The sequence below is a fragment of the Alexandriicola marinus genome (assembly GCF_004000435.1).
GTDB classification, from domain to species: Bacteria; Pseudomonadota; Alphaproteobacteria; order Rhodobacterales; family Rhodobacteraceae; genus Alexandriicola; species Alexandriicola marinus.
In genome coordinates this window covers 1,094,257-1,109,793 of sequence record NZ_RBVZ01000002.1, presented here as the reverse complement: position 1 = coordinate 1,109,793, position 15,537 = coordinate 1,094,257, and the positions used below count along the sequence as shown (strand labels likewise).

General features: G+C 63.0%; 17 protein-coding genes. 11 read left to right on the top strand and 6 right to left on the bottom strand.

All coding sequences use genetic code 11. From position 1 onward, the window contains the following. Nucleotides 1-53 precede the first annotated feature (53 nt). Nucleotides 54-803 carry an SDR family oxidoreductase gene (locus tag EP376_RS11750; RefSeq protein ID WP_127655712.1) on the top strand — a complete coding sequence of 250 codons (750 nt, stop codon included), beginning with the start codon at nt 54-56 and terminating at the stop codon, nt 801-803. 1 nt (nt 804) lies between these two features. Further along, on the top strand, nt 805-2,325 hold the full coding sequence (locus EP376_RS11745) for a tryptophan halogenase family protein (RefSeq protein ID WP_127655711.1): 1,521 nt from the start codon (nt 805-807) through the stop codon (nt 2,323-2,325). Here EP376_RS11745 and EP376_RS11740 read toward each other — a convergent pair. After that, entirely contained in the window at nt 2,322-2,717 is a 396-nt protein-coding gene (locus EP376_RS11740; RefSeq protein WP_127655710.1) for a hypothetical protein, read from the bottom strand. The two genes, EP376_RS11745 and EP376_RS11740, sit on opposite strands and share 4 nt — an antisense overlap. 3 nt (nt 2,718-2,720) lie before the next feature. Then, nucleotides 2,721-3,389, bottom strand: coding sequence for an ureidoglycolate lyase (locus tag EP376_RS11735; protein WP_127655709.1), 669 nt, complete (start codon nt 3,387-3,389; stop codon nt 2,721-2,723). 300 nt (nt 3,390-3,689) lie between these two features. On the opposite strand from EP376_RS11735, the gene EP376_RS11730 reads away from it, so the two are divergent. Beyond that, entirely contained in the window at nt 3,690-4,655 is a 966-nt protein-coding gene (locus tag EP376_RS11730; protein ID WP_127655708.1) for an agmatinase, read from the top strand. A gap of 74 nt (nt 4,656-4,729) precedes the next feature. Here EP376_RS11730 and EP376_RS11725 read toward each other — a convergent pair whose 3' ends face one another. Continuing rightward, entirely contained in the window at nt 4,730-5,704 is a 975-nt protein-coding gene (locus tag EP376_RS11725; RefSeq protein WP_127655707.1) for an ATP-grasp fold amidoligase family protein, read from the bottom strand. Between the two features lies 1 nt (nt 5,705). Continuing rightward, on the bottom strand, nt 5,706-6,575 hold the full coding sequence (locus EP376_RS11720; RefSeq protein ID WP_127655706.1) for a branched-chain amino acid aminotransferase: 870 nt from the start codon (nt 6,573-6,575) through the stop codon (nt 5,706-5,708). A gap of 137 nt (nt 6,576-6,712) precedes the next feature. On the opposite strand from EP376_RS11720, the gene EP376_RS11715 reads away from it, so the two are divergent. The 7 genes from EP376_RS11715 (at nt 6,713) to EP376_RS11685 (ending at nt 13,002) form a co-directional block, all read left to right on the top strand. Continuing rightward, nucleotides 6,713-7,222 (top strand): MarR family winged helix-turn-helix transcriptional regulator, encoded by a 510-nt coding sequence (locus tag EP376_RS11715; protein WP_127655952.1) that lies wholly within the window; start codon nt 6,713-6,715, stop codon nt 7,220-7,222. A gap of 13 nt (nt 7,223-7,235) precedes the next feature. After that, on the top strand, nt 7,236-7,931 hold the full coding sequence (locus EP376_RS11710; protein ID WP_127655705.1) for a response regulator: 696 nt from the start codon (nt 7,236-7,238) through the stop codon (nt 7,929-7,931). 64 nt (nt 7,932-7,995) lie between these two features. After that, nucleotides 7,996-8,925 carry a histone deacetylase family protein gene (locus EP376_RS11705; RefSeq protein ID WP_127655704.1) on the top strand — a complete coding sequence of 310 codons (930 nt, stop codon included), beginning with the start codon at nt 7,996-7,998 and terminating at the stop codon, nt 8,923-8,925. After that, a complete protein-coding gene (locus tag EP376_RS11700) occupies nt 8,918-9,163 on the top strand; it encodes an exodeoxyribonuclease VII small subunit (RefSeq protein WP_127655703.1) in 246 nt (81 codons plus the stop codon). Before EP376_RS11705 ends, EP376_RS11700 begins: the two co-directional genes overlap by 8 nt. Beyond that, a complete protein-coding gene (locus tag EP376_RS11695) occupies nt 9,156-10,031 on the top strand; it encodes a farnesyl diphosphate synthase (protein WP_164744920.1) in 876 nt (291 codons plus the stop codon). Before EP376_RS11700 ends, EP376_RS11695 begins: the two co-directional genes overlap by 8 nt. A gap of 15 nt (nt 10,032-10,046) precedes the next feature. After that, a complete protein-coding gene (dxs, locus tag EP376_RS11690) occupies nt 10,047-11,972 on the top strand; it encodes a 1-deoxy-D-xylulose-5-phosphate synthase (protein ID WP_127655702.1) in 1,926 nt (641 codons plus the stop codon). A 130-nt stretch (nt 11,973-12,102) separates the two neighbouring features. Further along, nucleotides 12,103-13,002 (top strand): hypothetical protein, encoded by a 900-nt coding sequence (locus EP376_RS11685; protein WP_127655701.1) that lies wholly within the window; start codon nt 12,103-12,105, stop codon nt 13,000-13,002. Nucleotides 13,003-13,050: 48 nt separating this feature from the next. Here the strand turns inward: EP376_RS11685 and EP376_RS11680 are convergent, their stop codons facing one another. Then, complete coding sequence (locus tag EP376_RS11680) at nt 13,051-13,836, bottom strand: ion transporter (protein ID WP_127655700.1); 786 nt, start codon at nt 13,834-13,836, stop codon at nt 13,051-13,053. A gap of 114 nt (nt 13,837-13,950) precedes the next feature. On the opposite strand from EP376_RS11680, the gene EP376_RS11675 reads away from it, so the two are divergent. After that, nucleotides 13,951-14,643, top strand: coding sequence for an androgen-induced gene 1 family protein (locus tag EP376_RS11675; protein WP_127655699.1), 693 nt, complete (start codon nt 13,951-13,953; stop codon nt 14,641-14,643). Here EP376_RS11675 and EP376_RS11670 read toward each other — a convergent pair. After that, nucleotides 14,582-15,442 (bottom strand): SDR family oxidoreductase, encoded by an 861-nt coding sequence (locus EP376_RS11670; protein ID WP_127655698.1) that lies wholly within the window; start codon nt 15,440-15,442, stop codon nt 14,582-14,584. The two genes, EP376_RS11675 and EP376_RS11670, sit on opposite strands and share 62 nt — an antisense overlap. Nucleotides 15,443-15,537 lie beyond the last annotated feature (95 nt).

The window sequence follows — 15,537 nt, the reverse complement described above, 5'->3', positions numbered from 1 at the left end:
CCCCGAATCTACGTCTGTGGAACGGGCAATGAAAGCAGGAAAGGAGAAGCCCGATGAACATGGCCGAAAAGGTGGTGATGATCACAGGTGCCAGCCGCGGGATCGGCGAGGCCGCAGCACGACTATTTGCGCAGAACGGCGCGAAGGTTGCGCTGCTTGCCCGGACCGAAGACCGGATCGCGGAAATCGCCGGCGAAATCGGGCCAAGCGCGATCGCGATCCCCTGCGATGTAGGCCGATACTGGGAGGTCGAGGCCGCGGTGGACGCCACGATCAAGGCGTTTGGCAGACTTGACGTGCTGATCGGCAATGCCGGCATCATCGAGCCGATCGCCCATATCGCCGAGATCGATCCCGACGACTGGGGCAACGTGATCGACATCAACCTCAAGGGCGTGTTCCACGGCATGAGAGCCGCACTACCGCATATGATCGACGCGGGCGGCGGCACGATCATCACGATTTCGTCGGGTGCGGCAACTTCGCCAATCGAAGCCTGGTCACATTATTGTTCGTCGAAGGCTGGGGCCAAAATGCTCACGGGCTGCCTGCACACGGAATATGCCGAGGCGGGGATCCGGGCGCTTGGTCTGTCGCCGGGGACGGTCGCGACCCAGATGCAGCGCGAGATCAAGGCAAGCGGGATCAACCGTGTCAGCCAACTGGACTGGTCGGATCATATCCCGCCGGACTGGCCGGCGCAGGCGCTGATGTGGATGTGCAGCGCGGCCGCCGACGACTGGCTGGGACAGGACATTTCGCTGCGTGACGACGATATCCGTCGCAAGGTGGGCCTTGTCTGACATGCCCGACCGTCCGTTCCGGATCACCGTGGTGGGTGGTGGCACGGCTGGCTGGCTCAGTGCGCTGATCCTGCGGGAGGGTGGCAAACGGGCCGGCCTGACCCTTGACCTGTCTGTCATCGAATCGACCAAGGTGCCAACCATCGGCGTGGGTGAAGGGACGACAGCCGTCTTCCGCGAGATGCTGCGGGTCCTCGCGTTGGATGAGATGGAATTCCTGCGGGCGACGGGCGCCACGATCAAGTTCGGGATCCGGCACAAGGACTGGCGCCACAAGGGCCACCATTACGACGGGCCGATCGACGATCCGCATCGGGTCGCTGGCGGACCGGCGGGCAACTGGCTCGACCGTTACTGCATTGCCTCGGGCAAGTCTGTGACGGAGCCGCACCTGTTCGCGCAACTCATGCGTCGGAACAGATCGCCCTATGCCCGAAAGACCGACGGGACGCTGATCCCCTTGGGCCCGTTCCACCACGCCTTCCACTTTGATCAGGCGAAGGTGGGTCAGTGGCTCAGATCAAAAGCCGGGGGGATCGAACATATCGACGCCCTCGTCGAGGGGGCCGAGCGCAACCCCGAGACCGGGCATATCAGGGCGCTGATCCTTGAGGACGGCGCGCGACACGAGGCCGATTTCTTCGTGGATTGCACCGGGTTTCGGCGCGCCTTGATAGAGACCGAAATGGGCGCAAGCTGGGTCGGATACGGCGACAGGTTGCCGGTCAACCGGGCGATGCCGTTCTGGATCGATCATCAGGACGGAGCCGAGATCGCGCCCTATACCCTCGCCTGGGCGCAGGATGCGGGCTGGATGTGGCAGATCCCCACGACGGAGCGCATCGGCTGCGGATATGTCTATTCGGACGCGTTCCTCACGCCCGACGAAGCCCGCGCCGAGATCGAGGCCCGGCTTGGCCACCCGATCGAGCCGCGCAACGACATTCCGATCAACGCCGGCCGGCTCGACAGGGCATGGATCGGCAATTGCGTGGCGGCCGGGCTGGCGCAGAGTTTCTTCGAACCGCTGGAGGCCACATCGATCCATGGCACGATCGTTCAGATGATGCTGTTTGCGCAGCGGCACCTGCCGGAGGTGGCTTCGGGGCAGTTCGAACCCGAGGCCTACAACGCCGATGTGGCGCGTCAGGGCGACGATTTCTGCACCTTCATCAACATGCATTACGTCAGCGAACGGCGCGACACGCCGTTCTGGCGACACGTGGCCGAAACCTGCATCTCGGACGAGGTCAGGGATCTTTTGGACAAATGGCGAGGCAAGACGCCGTCACGCGGGGATTTCGCACCGTTTCCCGCAGGCCTGCCCCATGTGGAAGAGCAGCTTTATGTGCCCGTGCTCGACGGACTTGGCCTGACACGCCGCGAAGCCGCGAAACAGGAAATGTCCGGCGATCCGCGACTTCGGGCCCATGCCCGCAAGGTCACCGAAAACCTGCGGAGCGAATATCGAAGGGCCGCCGCTCAGGCGATAGGTCACCGGGCCTTTCTCGACGCGCTTTAAAGATCAGGCCAGCGCACAGCGGCAGGGGGCACATGGCGGATCCTGATCGTCTTGGCGCCATCGGCCCAAAGCCGGGTCAACCGATGGATCCCGTCAAGGATCATGGGCCGACCGTCCCGGTCGATCACCTCGATCGGGAAACCGGTATCGGCGGCCATGATCCGCCGGTATTCCACCTCATGGCCGGCAGGATCGGCCATCACCGCGCGCGGGGTCACGCGATAGGGGCGCCCGTCGGGGTCAGGCCAGACCGGCACATCCAGATGCCAGAGCAGCGGTTCGATCCCGACCGCCGCCACGGGCAGATCAAGAGCCCAAAGCTCCTTCACATCCCAGTCGATCGAATACCAGTAGCGCCGGATGACCGATGGATAGCCGGACGGGCCGGTCACCGATCACAGGTCCCGGATCGCTGCCGGATCGAGAGGGCAGGACAGGTAGACGCCGAATTCCCGGCCGATATCGGCGCTGACCCGGGCATGGACCGCACCCTGCCGGTCGAGGAACCGGCCCGTATCGCCCACCGGAAAGATCCCCTCGTGCCATATGCCCGCATGGATATAGAGACCGCGCGTTCCGTCGCACCAGAACGCAATCACCTTGTCCGGGCTCAGATTATCGCCCGGCAGCGCGACCGGAACGATGAAAGGTTCGTTGTCGAGCGGATAGAACATCTGCCCGCCATCGGGATGATAGTTCATGTGCCACAACAGAACCTGATCGCGGGGCGCCGTCTGCCGGATCGAGCTGGCGTTCTGCGGATCGGTCGACCAGCCAAGCACATAATGCCCGCCCACGGCTTCGTTCTTCCCAAACAGCACATCTCCCTGCCATTCGCCCCGGAAGATGCCTTCGACGTGGCCGGCCTCGTCGCCTGTTCCGTCGTCGATCGGGCGCCAGCCCTGTTGTGGCCAGCGGGTGATTTCGATCTCGAACCCTGCGGGATCGTCCACAAGGCAGCCATAACCCTTCACACTGTCCTCGGTCGCGCGGATCAGCGGCACGTCTTGCCAAGGCAGCGAGGGCTTCGTTGCCGCATCAAAGATGTATTCGGGGGCGTTCATGGGCATGGGCTCCGCGTCAGGATGCGCGGTCGTGGGCCACGCGCCGTCAGACTGACCCAGAGCGGGGCGCGGCGCAATTGCCAGTTGGCCCCGTCGCGGCGCGATGCTGCATCGCGCGTGGCCAGCGCGCCCCCGAACTGCCCGGGCAACAGGCAGAACATGGACCAATGGCCCCGGATTTCAGGATCAGGCCCTGTCGGACCTTGGAGCAGTCTGGGAATGCCGCGATAAATCGGTATTCCTCGCCCCATCATGATGGGCGTCATCCGGACGGGCGGGAATTCAAAGATGGAGACCGCCTTGTCTGACCCTTTCTTCCAACCTGTCTCGGGCTTCGATCTGCCGCGCTTCGCCGGTGTTCCCACCTTCATGCGGCTGCCGCATGTGACCCTTGAGGATCCGCGTCTGGCCGAGGTGGATATCGGGCTGATCGGTGCACCTTGGGACGGGGGAACCACCAACCGGCCCGGCCCGCGCCACGCGCCCCGGCAATTGCGCGACATGTCGACGATGATCCGGGCCGAGAACAGCGTGACACGCGTCCGCCCCTTCGAGGTCGCCAATTGCGCTGATCTGGGCGATGTGGGCCCGAACCCCGCGGACGTGGCCGACAGCATGGCCCGGATGACGGAGTTCTATGCGCGGGTGAAGGCCGCCGGGGTCCGCCCGCTCACGGCGGGGGGCGATCACCTGTGTTCCTTGCCGATCCTGCGGGCACTGGCCTCGGACGGCCCCCTTGGCATGATCCATTTCGACAGCCACACGGACCTGTTCCACAGCTATTTCAACGGCACGCTTCTGACCCATGGCACCCCGTTCCGCCGCGCCGTGGAAGAGGGCCTTCTCGATCCGACCCGGGTTATACAGATCGGCATCCGAGGCACGGCCTACGATTTCGAGGATCGCGATTTCGCCGCCGCTGTCGGGATCACGATCATCCCGATCGAGGAGTTCCACGCGCGCGGCGTGAACGACGTTATGGCACAGGCCCGCGAATTGGTGGGCAATGCGCCGACCTATGTCTCCTACGACATCGATTTCGTCGATCCGGCGTTTGCGCCCGGCACCGGCACACCGGAGGTGGGCGGGCCGAATTCGTTCCAGGCCATGCTCTGCGCACGCGAATTGGCCGGGGTCAACATTGCAGGCGCCGATCTTGTCGAAGTCTCGCCCCCGTTCGATCCGTCCGGCGGAACCGCCTATCTCGGCGTGTCGATCATGTTCGAAATGCTGTGCAACATGGTCACTGCGCACGGCTCAGCCTGACAACCGCGGCACGATGGCGAGCGGGTGGAGAGGCTGGCAACACGTCCATCGACGTGACGGATCGACGACAGATGTCACGCAGCCGGACGTTGCGGTGGGTCCGGCTCCAGATGCCACATCTGGAGCAGCAGACGCCGCATCGGGCCGCGAAAACTCAGCCCGGCATTGGGAAATGTCGTGATCTCCCCAAGGAGGGGACCGTCTGGTGTCAGGTAGAAATCGAATCTCAGCAGCCAGGGGAAAACGCGGGATAGCCTCTCCGCTTCGGCCACGACGGTATCGAATCCGTCCGGCATCGTCTTGTCCGTCGCCTCAGGCCAGTCCGGCATCGGATCGTCTATCAGCTGGCCAGACCGGTCAAATGTGATCCGGGACCGCTTGCCTTTCGGTGCGTTGCGGTCGAGCACGCGGATCGCGCCAGCGATACCACCGACTGCAAAGACCTTGAAATCGCGCGGAATCCAGAGCCCGTTGCCCGTGCCCCGACCCGCGATGTCCTCCACGGCCTCTTCGGCGATGATCCGGGCGGAACCGACCTTGTCCTCCTGCCAGCGACGCGCAACATGATCGGCGAGTGATCCTGTGATCGGCTGTCCCGTCAAACGGTCGATACCGTCCACAGCGACGACGACCCCGGCATTCGATGCGGCGTTATCCGGCTTCACGACAACATTGGCCGGCAGAGACGACCAATCGAGCTGGTCCGGGCGGTCCGCGACGGCGATCTTGCGCGGGACAGCGAAGCCGGATTTGGCCGCCCAGTCGCGAAGATGCCGTTTGTTGACCAGCTTCACGAGTTCGGCGACAGCGGGCGGCGGATCACCCTTGTGCCAACGATCGAGGCGCTCAACGAACCGATCCCGAATGCGCGCTTGCCCGCGGGCTTCGAGTTCCGGGATCAGCCCCCAAGGACGATGCAGAACGGCGGGGTCCGCTAGGACAGCGGCACGAAAGGCCTCACGCGAGGCGTCGTCGTCGCCCTTGCGAAACGCCGAACGCCCAAGCGACAGCAGGGATTCGATATCCGATCCTGCTGCCGCGCGGGTCATGTCAGGCGCGAACGAGCTTTTCGTAGCTTTCCGCCATGTCGCGGGTCAGGGCGCCCACTTCGAAATTGTAGTCGCCGATCTGGCCCACCGGAGTGACCTCGGCCGCGGTGCCGGTCAGCCAGCACTGTTCGAAACCTTCCATCTCGGCCGGTTCGATGTGGCGTTCGTGGACCGGGATCTGACGCTCTTTCAGCATGCCGATCACGGTCTGCCGTGTCAGGCCATTGAGGAAGCAGTCAGGCTTGGGCGTGTGAACCTCGCCATCCTTGACGAAGAAGATGTTGGCGCCTGTCGCCTCGGCCACGAGACCACGATAATCCATGAAAAGCGCATCGGCGCAGCCCTTGGCTTCGGCGGCATGTTTCGAGGTGGTGCAGATCATGTAGAGGCCGGCAGCCTTGGCATGAACCGGGATCGTCTCGGGGCTGGGGCGTTTCCACTTCGAGATGTCAAGCTTGGCACCCTTGAACTTGGCATCACCGTAATAGGCGCCCCATTCCCAGGCGGCGATCGCCAGATGAACCGGGTTGCGTGCGGAGGCGACACCCATGTCTTCGCCGGCACCGCGCCACGCCACGGCCCGGACATAGGCGTCGGTCAGGCCATTGACCGCGAGCACCTGCTGTTTTGCGGCCTCGATTTCGTCGACGGTATAGGGGATCTGGAAATCCAGCTCACCGGCCGAGAAATGAAGTCGTTCGGAATGAGCACGGCTGAGGAATATCTTGCCGTTATAGGCCCGCTCCCCCTCGAATACGGAGGAGGCATAATGCATGGCATGCGTCAGGATATGGACGTTGGCATCGCGCCAATCCACCATCTGACCGTTGAACCAAATCTTGCCGTCCCGATCTGCGTAGCTCCCAGCCATGGGCTCCTCCCTTTGCAAATATTTCGCCCATAGGTCCGAAGTGGACATAATGTTGCGCGAAATCTGCGATTCGCTACCAGTTGATCCTTGGAATGTCAACAACACTGACGTATATTCACCCAAAGGAGGATCTTCGCATGGAACAGACCCTTTCGCCGACAGGTGGGCAATCCCTCCTCTTTCTGACGGACGAGCAGCTGCGCAAAGGGATCGAGGCGATGTTCTTCGCCTATCAGGGCTTCACTGCCGATCCGGACAGGATCCTTGCTGAGAAAGGCTATGGTCGGGCACACCACCGTGCGGTTCATTTCATCAACCGAAGCCCGGGCACCACGGTCAACAACCTGTTGTCCATTCTCGGCGTCACGAAACAATCCCTCAATCGTGTATTGCGGACCCTGATCGAAGACGGTTTGGTCTCGAGCGAGGTCGGCAAGTCCGACAAGAGAGAACGGCATCTTTTCCTGACCGAGGACGGCAAGGCACTTGAAAAGGAACTATCCGACGCCCAGCGCGACAGGATGCGCGCCGCCTATCGTTTGGCGGGACCAGAAGCGGTCGCAGGGTTTCGTCAAGTGTTGGAGGCCATGATGGATCCGGAGATGCGCCGCCGCTATGACGCATTGAGCGAGCGGCTCCGCGACTGAAAGGCCTGACGACATGGATGACGCCCACCTTCTGATTGTCGATGATGATGAGCGCATTCGCGTCCTGCTTCAGAAATTCCTGATACGGAATGGATTTCTGGTGAGCGCCGCGCGCGACGCGGCCCATGCCAGACGCATCCTGACCGGCCTTGAATTCGACCTGATCGTCCTTGACGTGATGATGCCGGGCGAGGACGGGATCTCGCTGTGCCGCGATCTGCGAACGACCACCTCGACCCCGATCCTGCTGCTGACGGCCAAGGCCGAGACGGGCGACCGGATTTCCGGGCTCGAGGCGGGGGCCGACGACTATCTCGCCAAACCGTTCGAGCCGAAAGAACTCCTTCTGCGGATCAACGCGATCCTGCGACGGGTGCCCGCGGCAGAAACAGTGCCGGTTGCGCCAAAGGTCCTGAACCTCGGGGCGTTCCGCTATGACATCGAACGCGGCGAAATGTGGAGCGGCGATACACCTGTCCGGCTGACGGCGACCGAAAGCCAGCTGATGCGCATCTTTTCCAGCTCCCCCGGAGAGCCGATCTCCCGATCCCAACTGGTGGAGAAACTGGGCCGCGGCGACGGGCGCGCCCAGGAACGCGCGGTCGACGTTCAGATCACGCGCCTGAGACGCAAGATCGAGGAAGACCCGAAGCAGCCACGCTATATCCAGACGGTCCGCGGCGAGGGATATCTTCTCGCGCCCGACTGATCGCCGGCAACTTCCCGCACGCCCGGGCTTGCAGCGCGGCCGGTTTCGGGGTTTCGTCCGGATCATGAAAACCGCGCTGATTTCCCACCCCGATTGTCATGGACATGTCACCCCCCCGGGGCACCCCGAACAGGTTGCCCGGATGGATGCCGTTCTTGGTGCTTTGCAGGATCTTGACCTGATGCGGGTCTCGGCCCCGATGGCGGCCGAGGACGATCTTCTTCGGGTGCACCCGAAATCCCACGTGACCGCAATTCGCGAAGCGGCCCCTGAAACCGGGTTCCGGTCTCTGGATGCGGATACGCATATGTCGGTCGGCAGTCTGGCCGCCGGGTATCGTGCCGCGGGTGCGGCCGTGCGCGCGGTCGACCTCGTCCTTCAGGGCGAGGCCGGGAATGCCTTTTGCGCGACACGGCCGCCGGGTCATCACGCGGAACGCGAGACCCCGATGGGGTTCTGCCTGTTCGGAAATGTCGCCATCGCGGCGAAACATGCGCTGGATCACCATGGGCTGAAACGTGTCGCGATCCTCGATTTCGACGTGCACCACGGCAATGGCACGCAGGACCTTGTCGAGGATGATGCGCGGATCCTGTTCTGTTCATCACACCAGATGCCGCTTTACCCCGGAACCGGCGATCCGTCCGAGACAGGCCCGCACGATACGATCCTCAATGTGGCCCTGCCCGACGGGTCGGGATCGAAAGCCTTCAGACAGGCATGGGAGGGCACGATCCTGCCGCGCGTCGAGGCGTTCCGTCCCGAGTTGATCATGATCTCTGCCGGGTTCGATGCCCACCGGGACGATCCTCTGGCCGGGCTGCAACTTGTCGTCGAGGATTTCATCTGGATTACCGCGCGCATCTGCGATCTGGCGGACACCTTGTGCGAGGGACGCGTGGTGTCCTGTCTTGAAGGCGGCTATGATCTTGCGGCACTGGGAGAAAGCGCTGCGGCGCATGTCAAAGTTCTGAAGGAGCGAAGCGATGGCTGACGAGGCAAGAGACGTCAACGAAATGAGTTTCGAGGACGCGATCCGCGAGCTCGAGGCCGTCGTCGGCAAACTTGAACGCGGGGATGTCGCGCTCGAGGATTCGATCGCGCTTTACGAACGTGGCGCCGCGTTGCGCAAACGATGCGAAGCCAAGCTCAAGGACGCCGAGGAAAAGGTCGCCAAGATCACGCTGGGCCCCGGCGGGCAGCCCGAAGGGACGACCTCGCTCGATGACTGACGGGTTTCAGGCGGCGCTGGACCGCGCCGCGGCCGAGACCCAGGCGGCGCTCGCGCAGGCGATGTCAGGTCTGGCCGATGTGCCGATCGTTCATGCGATGCGTTATGCCGTTGCAGGCGGGAAGGGGCTGCGGGGGTTCCTCGTTCTGGAAAGCGCCGCCCTGCATGATGTCGCGCGCGCCAGCGCCGTTTGGCCGGCCGCCGCGATCGAAGCCATTCATGCCTATTCGCTGGTTCATGACGACCTGCCCTGCATGGATGACGATGACCTGCGCCGCGGCCAGCCCACCGTCCATCGCAAATGGGACGACGCAACCGCCGTTCTGGCCGGGGATGCGCTTCAGACGCTTGCATTCGAATTCTGTGCCCGCGAAGAGGTCGGATCAGCCGATGTACGGATCGATCTTGTCCAGTCGCTGGCACGGGCTGCGGGAGCAGAGGGCATGGTGCTGGGTCAGGCGCTGGATATCGCGGCCGAGACCGCAGACCGGCCCCTGACACTGGACGAGATCACGACCCTTCAGGCCGGCAAGACCGGCGCTCTGATCGGTTGGGCCGCCGAGGCCGGCGCACGGCTGGCCGCCGCCGATACCGCGCCGTTGCGGCGTTATGCCTCTGCGCTGGGACTGGCGTTCCAGATCGCCGACGACATCCTCGATGTCGAGGGCGAAGAGGAGCATGTGGGCAAGGCCCTTAGAAAAGACGCTTCCGCGGGCAAGGCAACCTTCGTTTCGCTGATGGGCATCGAGGGGGCGAAAGCCCGGGCCCAGACCCTTGTCGAGGAGGCGTGCGATGCGCTCGCCCCCTATGGCGACCGCGCGCACAACTTGCGGGATGCGGCCCGCTTTGTTATCGCCCGCCGGAACTGAGAAAGGCTTCGCAGCATGTCTGATCGTCCCAGCACTCCTATTCTGGACAAGGTCCGGATTCCTTCGGACATGAAGGGGCTGACCGATGCACAGCTTCGGCAGCTTGCCGATGAACTGCGCGCCGAAACGATTTCGGCCGTCTCCGAGACGGGCGGGCACCTTGGTGCAGGCCTCGGCGTCGTCGAACTTACCGTGGCGCTTCATGCCGTGTTCGATGCCCCCAAGGACAAGATCATCTGGGATGTGAGCCACCAGTGCTATCCCCACAAGATCCTGACCGGACGCAGGGACCGCATCCGCACCTTGCGCCAGAAGGACGGCCTGTCGGGCTTCACCAAGCGATCCGAAAGCCCCTATGACCCGTTCGGGGCCGCCCACAGCTCGACCTCGATCTCGGCCGCACTGGGCTTTGCGATGGCCCGTGAAATGGGCGGCAGCACCGAACAGGGGCTGGGCGACGCGGTCGCGGTGATCGGTGACGGCGCATTGTCGGCCGGCATGGCCTACGAGGCGATGAACAACGCCGGCCACGAGGGCAAGCGGCTGTTCGTGATCCTCAATGACAACGAGATGTCGATCGCGCCTCCGGTTGGGGCGATGTCGTCCTACCTGTCGCGGCTTTACGCGGGCGCTCCGATGCAGGAACTCAAGGCCGCGGCGAAATCCGCCGTGTCCTACCTGCCGCATCCGTTCCAGGAAGGTGCGCGCCGGGCCAAGGACCTGCTGAAACATGTGACGGTCGGCGGCACCCTGTTCGAGGAGCTGGGCTTTTCCTACATCGGCCCGATCGACGGGCACGACATGGAACAGCTTCTGTCGGTCCTGCGCACCGTCCACGCGCGCGCCGACGAGCCGATCCTGCTGCATGTGATCACCAAGAAGGGCAAAGGCTACCACCCCGCCGAGAACGCCGCCGACAAGGGCCATGCCACGGCGAAATTCGACGTGATCACCGGCAAGCAGGCCAAGGCAAAGTCGAACGCGCCCAGCTATACATCCGTCTTTGCCGAAAGCCTGATCAAACAGGCCGAGGCCGACAGCCGGATTTGCGCGATCACCGCCGCGATGCCCGATGGCACCGGCCTGTCGAAATTCATGGATAGGTTCGCCTCGCGCTGCTTTGACGTCGGCATTGCCGAACAACATGCCGTCACCTTTGCCGCAGGGCTTGCGGCCGGCGGAATGCGGCCGTTCTGCGCGCTGTATTCGACCTTCCTTCAGCGCGGCTATGACCAGATCGTCCACGACGTGGCGATCCAGCGCCTTCCGGTGCGCTTCGCAATCGACCGCGCGGGCCTCGTGGGGGCAGACGGTGCCACCCATGCCGGCAGCTATGACATTGCCTATCTCGCGAACCTGCCCGGTTTCGTCGTGATGGCCGCCTCGGACGAGGCGGAACTGGTGCGCATGGTCGCCACCGCCGCAGCCCATGACGACGGACCCATCGCGTTCCGGTTCCCGCGCGGCGAAGGCGTGGGCGTCGACATCCCAGAAGATGCGCAACCGCTCGAGATCGGGAAGGGCCGGATGATCCAGGAGGGCAAGGGCGTTGCGATCCTGTCCTTCGGCACCCGGCTACAAGAGGTCATGGCGGCATCGGAGGCGCTGGCGGCGCGCGGCATCGTGCCCACCGTCGCCGACGCCCGGTTCGCGAAGCCCCTCGACCGGGACATGATCCTGAAACTTGCCGCCGATCATGACGCCCTGATCACGGTGGAAGAGGGCGCGGTGGGCGGCTTTGGCAGCCATGTCGCGCAGCTGTTGTCTGATGAAGGCGTCTTCGATGCCGGTCTGAAATACCGGTCGATGGTGTTGCCCGATATCTTCATCGATCAGGCCAGCCCGTCGCAGATGTATGATGTTGCCGGAATGAATGCCGAACACATCGAGGCCAAGGTCCTTGATGTCATGGGCGTCGCCACTCTCAGCCAGAGGGCGTGATGCCGTCACGGTGACGGAAAAGCCACGAGGCCGGCTGTCCGGCCCCTGTCGGCGTGTAACCCAGATTGCCAGCTTTCGGACCCGTTGATAGCGTCTTGCTATCGAGGCAGTTCAAAACTGGAAAACAAAAATGACAGGCAGTACCAAGTTCATCCGTGCGATGGGTATTCCGCGCGTGGGCAATCACGCCGTGATCAAGATGATCTGCGAGAATGCCGGCCCGAGGGGCTATATTCATTTCAACCTTTGTCCGCCGCTGAAAGACCCGCTTCAATGTCACAGCGTCGAGACCCGTGACGGTCTTTTGCGCCCGTCGAACCCGGAACATCTGGAAAAGATCCGTGGCGAGCATGATCTCGACAGCTATGATCTCGTCGTCTTTTCCTACGAGGACCTGTTTCTTGACGCCCATCACGCGCTGGCGAACCGGATATCAGAGCCTTACGAGGACCGGATCGATTACAACCTCTTCATCACGCGCAGTCTGCCCAACTGGATGGCGTCGTGGCTGCAGCAAAGACTGAAGAAGACGAAGAACAACCCCGATCATGCGTTCAACTACGACACCAACCCCTTTTTCGTGACCGAAAAGGCCCTGCGTGTGTTCCGCAACTGGCTCGCCCACATGCGCGAAGTCGACGCCGCGATCACCGCCGGTGGAACGTCGATGACCGGCACCGCGCGCAACGTCGGCGCAGTCTATGACAGCTTCTATGTCGACGAGGCGCATCGCCGCCAGATCGTGGAACAGCTTGGGCTGGACCCCCGGAACCTCGATCTGCCGGAGATCAGCACCCATGGTGGCGGATCGTCCTTCTCGGGCGTGAAGGTGACGGATCCGACCCAACTCGACGTGGCGGACAGGTGGTCGCATTTCCGCGACAATGCCTATTTCGTGCACCTGATGGCGATCCTGTGGACGAATGACGAGGTTCGCGACCTGTGTTTCCGGCATTTCCCGGATTCCAGCCGCATCCTCGACACCTTCCTCAAGACCGGTGAAACCGGCGAGTTGCGCCAGGCCGTCTGATCGCACACCAATACCGAAACGGCGCCCTGCGACACGGGGCGCCGTTTTCTATTTCCCGGACGCGTCGCGCCGGGCCAGCGCCTCTTCGATAGCCTTGAGCCTGTCCATCACCTCTTCGCGGTAAAGATCGGTCGCGGCGTTGGCTTCGACGTCATGCGCTTCCTGCATCGAATTGACGATCAAGCCGACAAGCAGGTTCACGACGGCAAACGTGGTGACCATGATGAACGGGACGAAAAATACCCACGCATAGGGGAACGTCTCCATCACAGGGCGCACGATGCCCATCGACCAGCTTTCCAGCGTCATGATCTGGAACAGGGAATAGGCCGACCTGCCCAGTGTGCCGAACCATTCGGGAAACGCCGCACCGAACAGTTTCGTGGCCATGACGGAGCCGATGTAGAAGATGATCCCCATCAGAAGGAACACCGACCCCATTCCCGGCAAGGCGGTGACGAACCCTTCGACCACCCGGCGCAGACGCGGTGCGACCGAGATCACGCGCAGAACCCGCAGGATCCGCAGCGCCCGCAGGACCGAGAAGATCTGCCCCGTCGGCACAAGCGAGATGCCCACGATCACGAAATCGAAGATGTTCCATCCGCTGCGCCAGAACCGCCCGCGATGGGCAAACAGCTTTGCCGCGATCTCGACCACGAAAATGGCGAGGCACAGCTTGTCGAGGGTCACGATCAGGGACCCCGCCGATGTCATCACCGGTTCGGACGTCTCGAGGCCGAGGATCACCGCGTTGAAGATGATCACCCCGATGATCACGTTCTTGACGATGTCTCTTTCAAGATACGCGGCAACGCGTTCGCGGATGGTCATGCATGGCACTCCGTGTTTCGCTCGGGATATGGTCTGCGCACAGGATCACCGCAAGGTGGAAACACCAGATCGGGCTGGCTCCGGGTCTGCCTGCGCAGCAAGGATGAAACGCCAATGAGAGATGCACAATTGTCGGGCAGGCTGATCTTTCGCTGGATCGTGTTCCTGCTTGCCGCCGGCTATTGCGTGAGACAGGTCCTATACGGCGGTTTCGACGAATTCGGCGGGCCGTTCCGGTTTCTCACGAACTGGGCCCTGTTCTGTTCGTTCTTTGCCGCAAGCCGGATGATCGCCCGGGAAGAGGGCCGCACTGACAAGCGTTGGGACGGCTTTGTTGGAATGACGGCTGTGCTAAATTTCATGGTCGTCCTGCTCTACTGGCGTCTGTATTTCGCTGATCCTTCATCGGTAACGCGCAACGGCGAACTCTCGGCATGGTGGCTTGAGGGATATCTGCATGCGTTGGGCCCTGCCCTGCAATGGATCGACGCGCTGTTCATCCATCGCGGCTTTCGGCGGCCACTTGCCTCGGCGGGCTGGCTGATCGGCGGCGTCGCAGCCTATTTCGCATGGATCGAATTCGCGGTGGCTCCGCTCAACGACACGCCGGCGGGATCGGTCACAAGCGGCCTGCCCTACAGGTTTCTCAACAATCTGGAGCCGGCGGGCAGGATCGAATTCTATGCCACCAACGTGGGCTTTGCGCTCGTCGTTCTGGCGTTGTTCACCGCGATGGCATGGATCATCAGCCGTGCTCTTCCGAATCCAGCAAGGCACGAAGACCGGCGCGGTAATCGGGATATCTGAGCACGACACCCAGCTCCAACTTGATCCGGTCGTTCCGCACCTTCTTGCTTTCGGAATAGAAGCTGCGGGCCATCGGGCTCATCTCGGCGGTTTCGAAATCCTCGGCCGGTGGAATCGGCAGACCCAGAAGGCGGGCCGCTTCTTCGATCACATCCTCGGGCGGAGCGGGATCATCATCACAGACGTTGTAGACGGCACCGGGGTTGGGCCGTTCGATCGAGGCCCAAAGCACCTGTGCGATGTCGTCGACATGGGTCCGGCTGAAGACCTGTCCCGGTTTTATGATCCGGCGCGCCGTGCCCTCCCGCACCTTGGCGAAAGGGCCACGCCCGGGGCCATAGATGCCCGCGAGGCGAAAGATATGCAGCGGAAGGCCCGGGATTGCCGACCATGCGGCCTCTGCGTCCACCCGCGCCTGGCCGCGAGCGGTCGCCGGGTTCAGCGGCGTCGTTTCGTCAACCCAGTCGCCATCGTGATCGCCATAGACGCCGGTGGTGGACAGGTAGCCCACCCACTCGAATTGCGACGCGCGCGAGGCGATCTCATCATGCAGGGCGCCAAGGACGGGATCACCGTCAGGGCCGGGCGCGGCCGATACCAGCACATGTGTCGCGGCATCCAGCGCAGGGGCCATATCGGCGCCGGGCCAGATGCGCGGCTCCACCCCCTCTGCCATGAGACGGTTCGCCTTGTCCTCGGACCGAGTCGTGCCGATCACCCGCCAGCCGCGCGACAGCAAGAGACGGGTCAGCCCACGGGCCGAAAAGCCATGACCGAATGAAAGAAGTGTCTTTTCCATGATCTCCTCGTGGCGCAAGCCCAACGGAATCGCAAGCGGACGGTTCGCCATTCCGACGGCGTCTTGAGGTCGCCGTCGGAACGACCCGCGGTCTG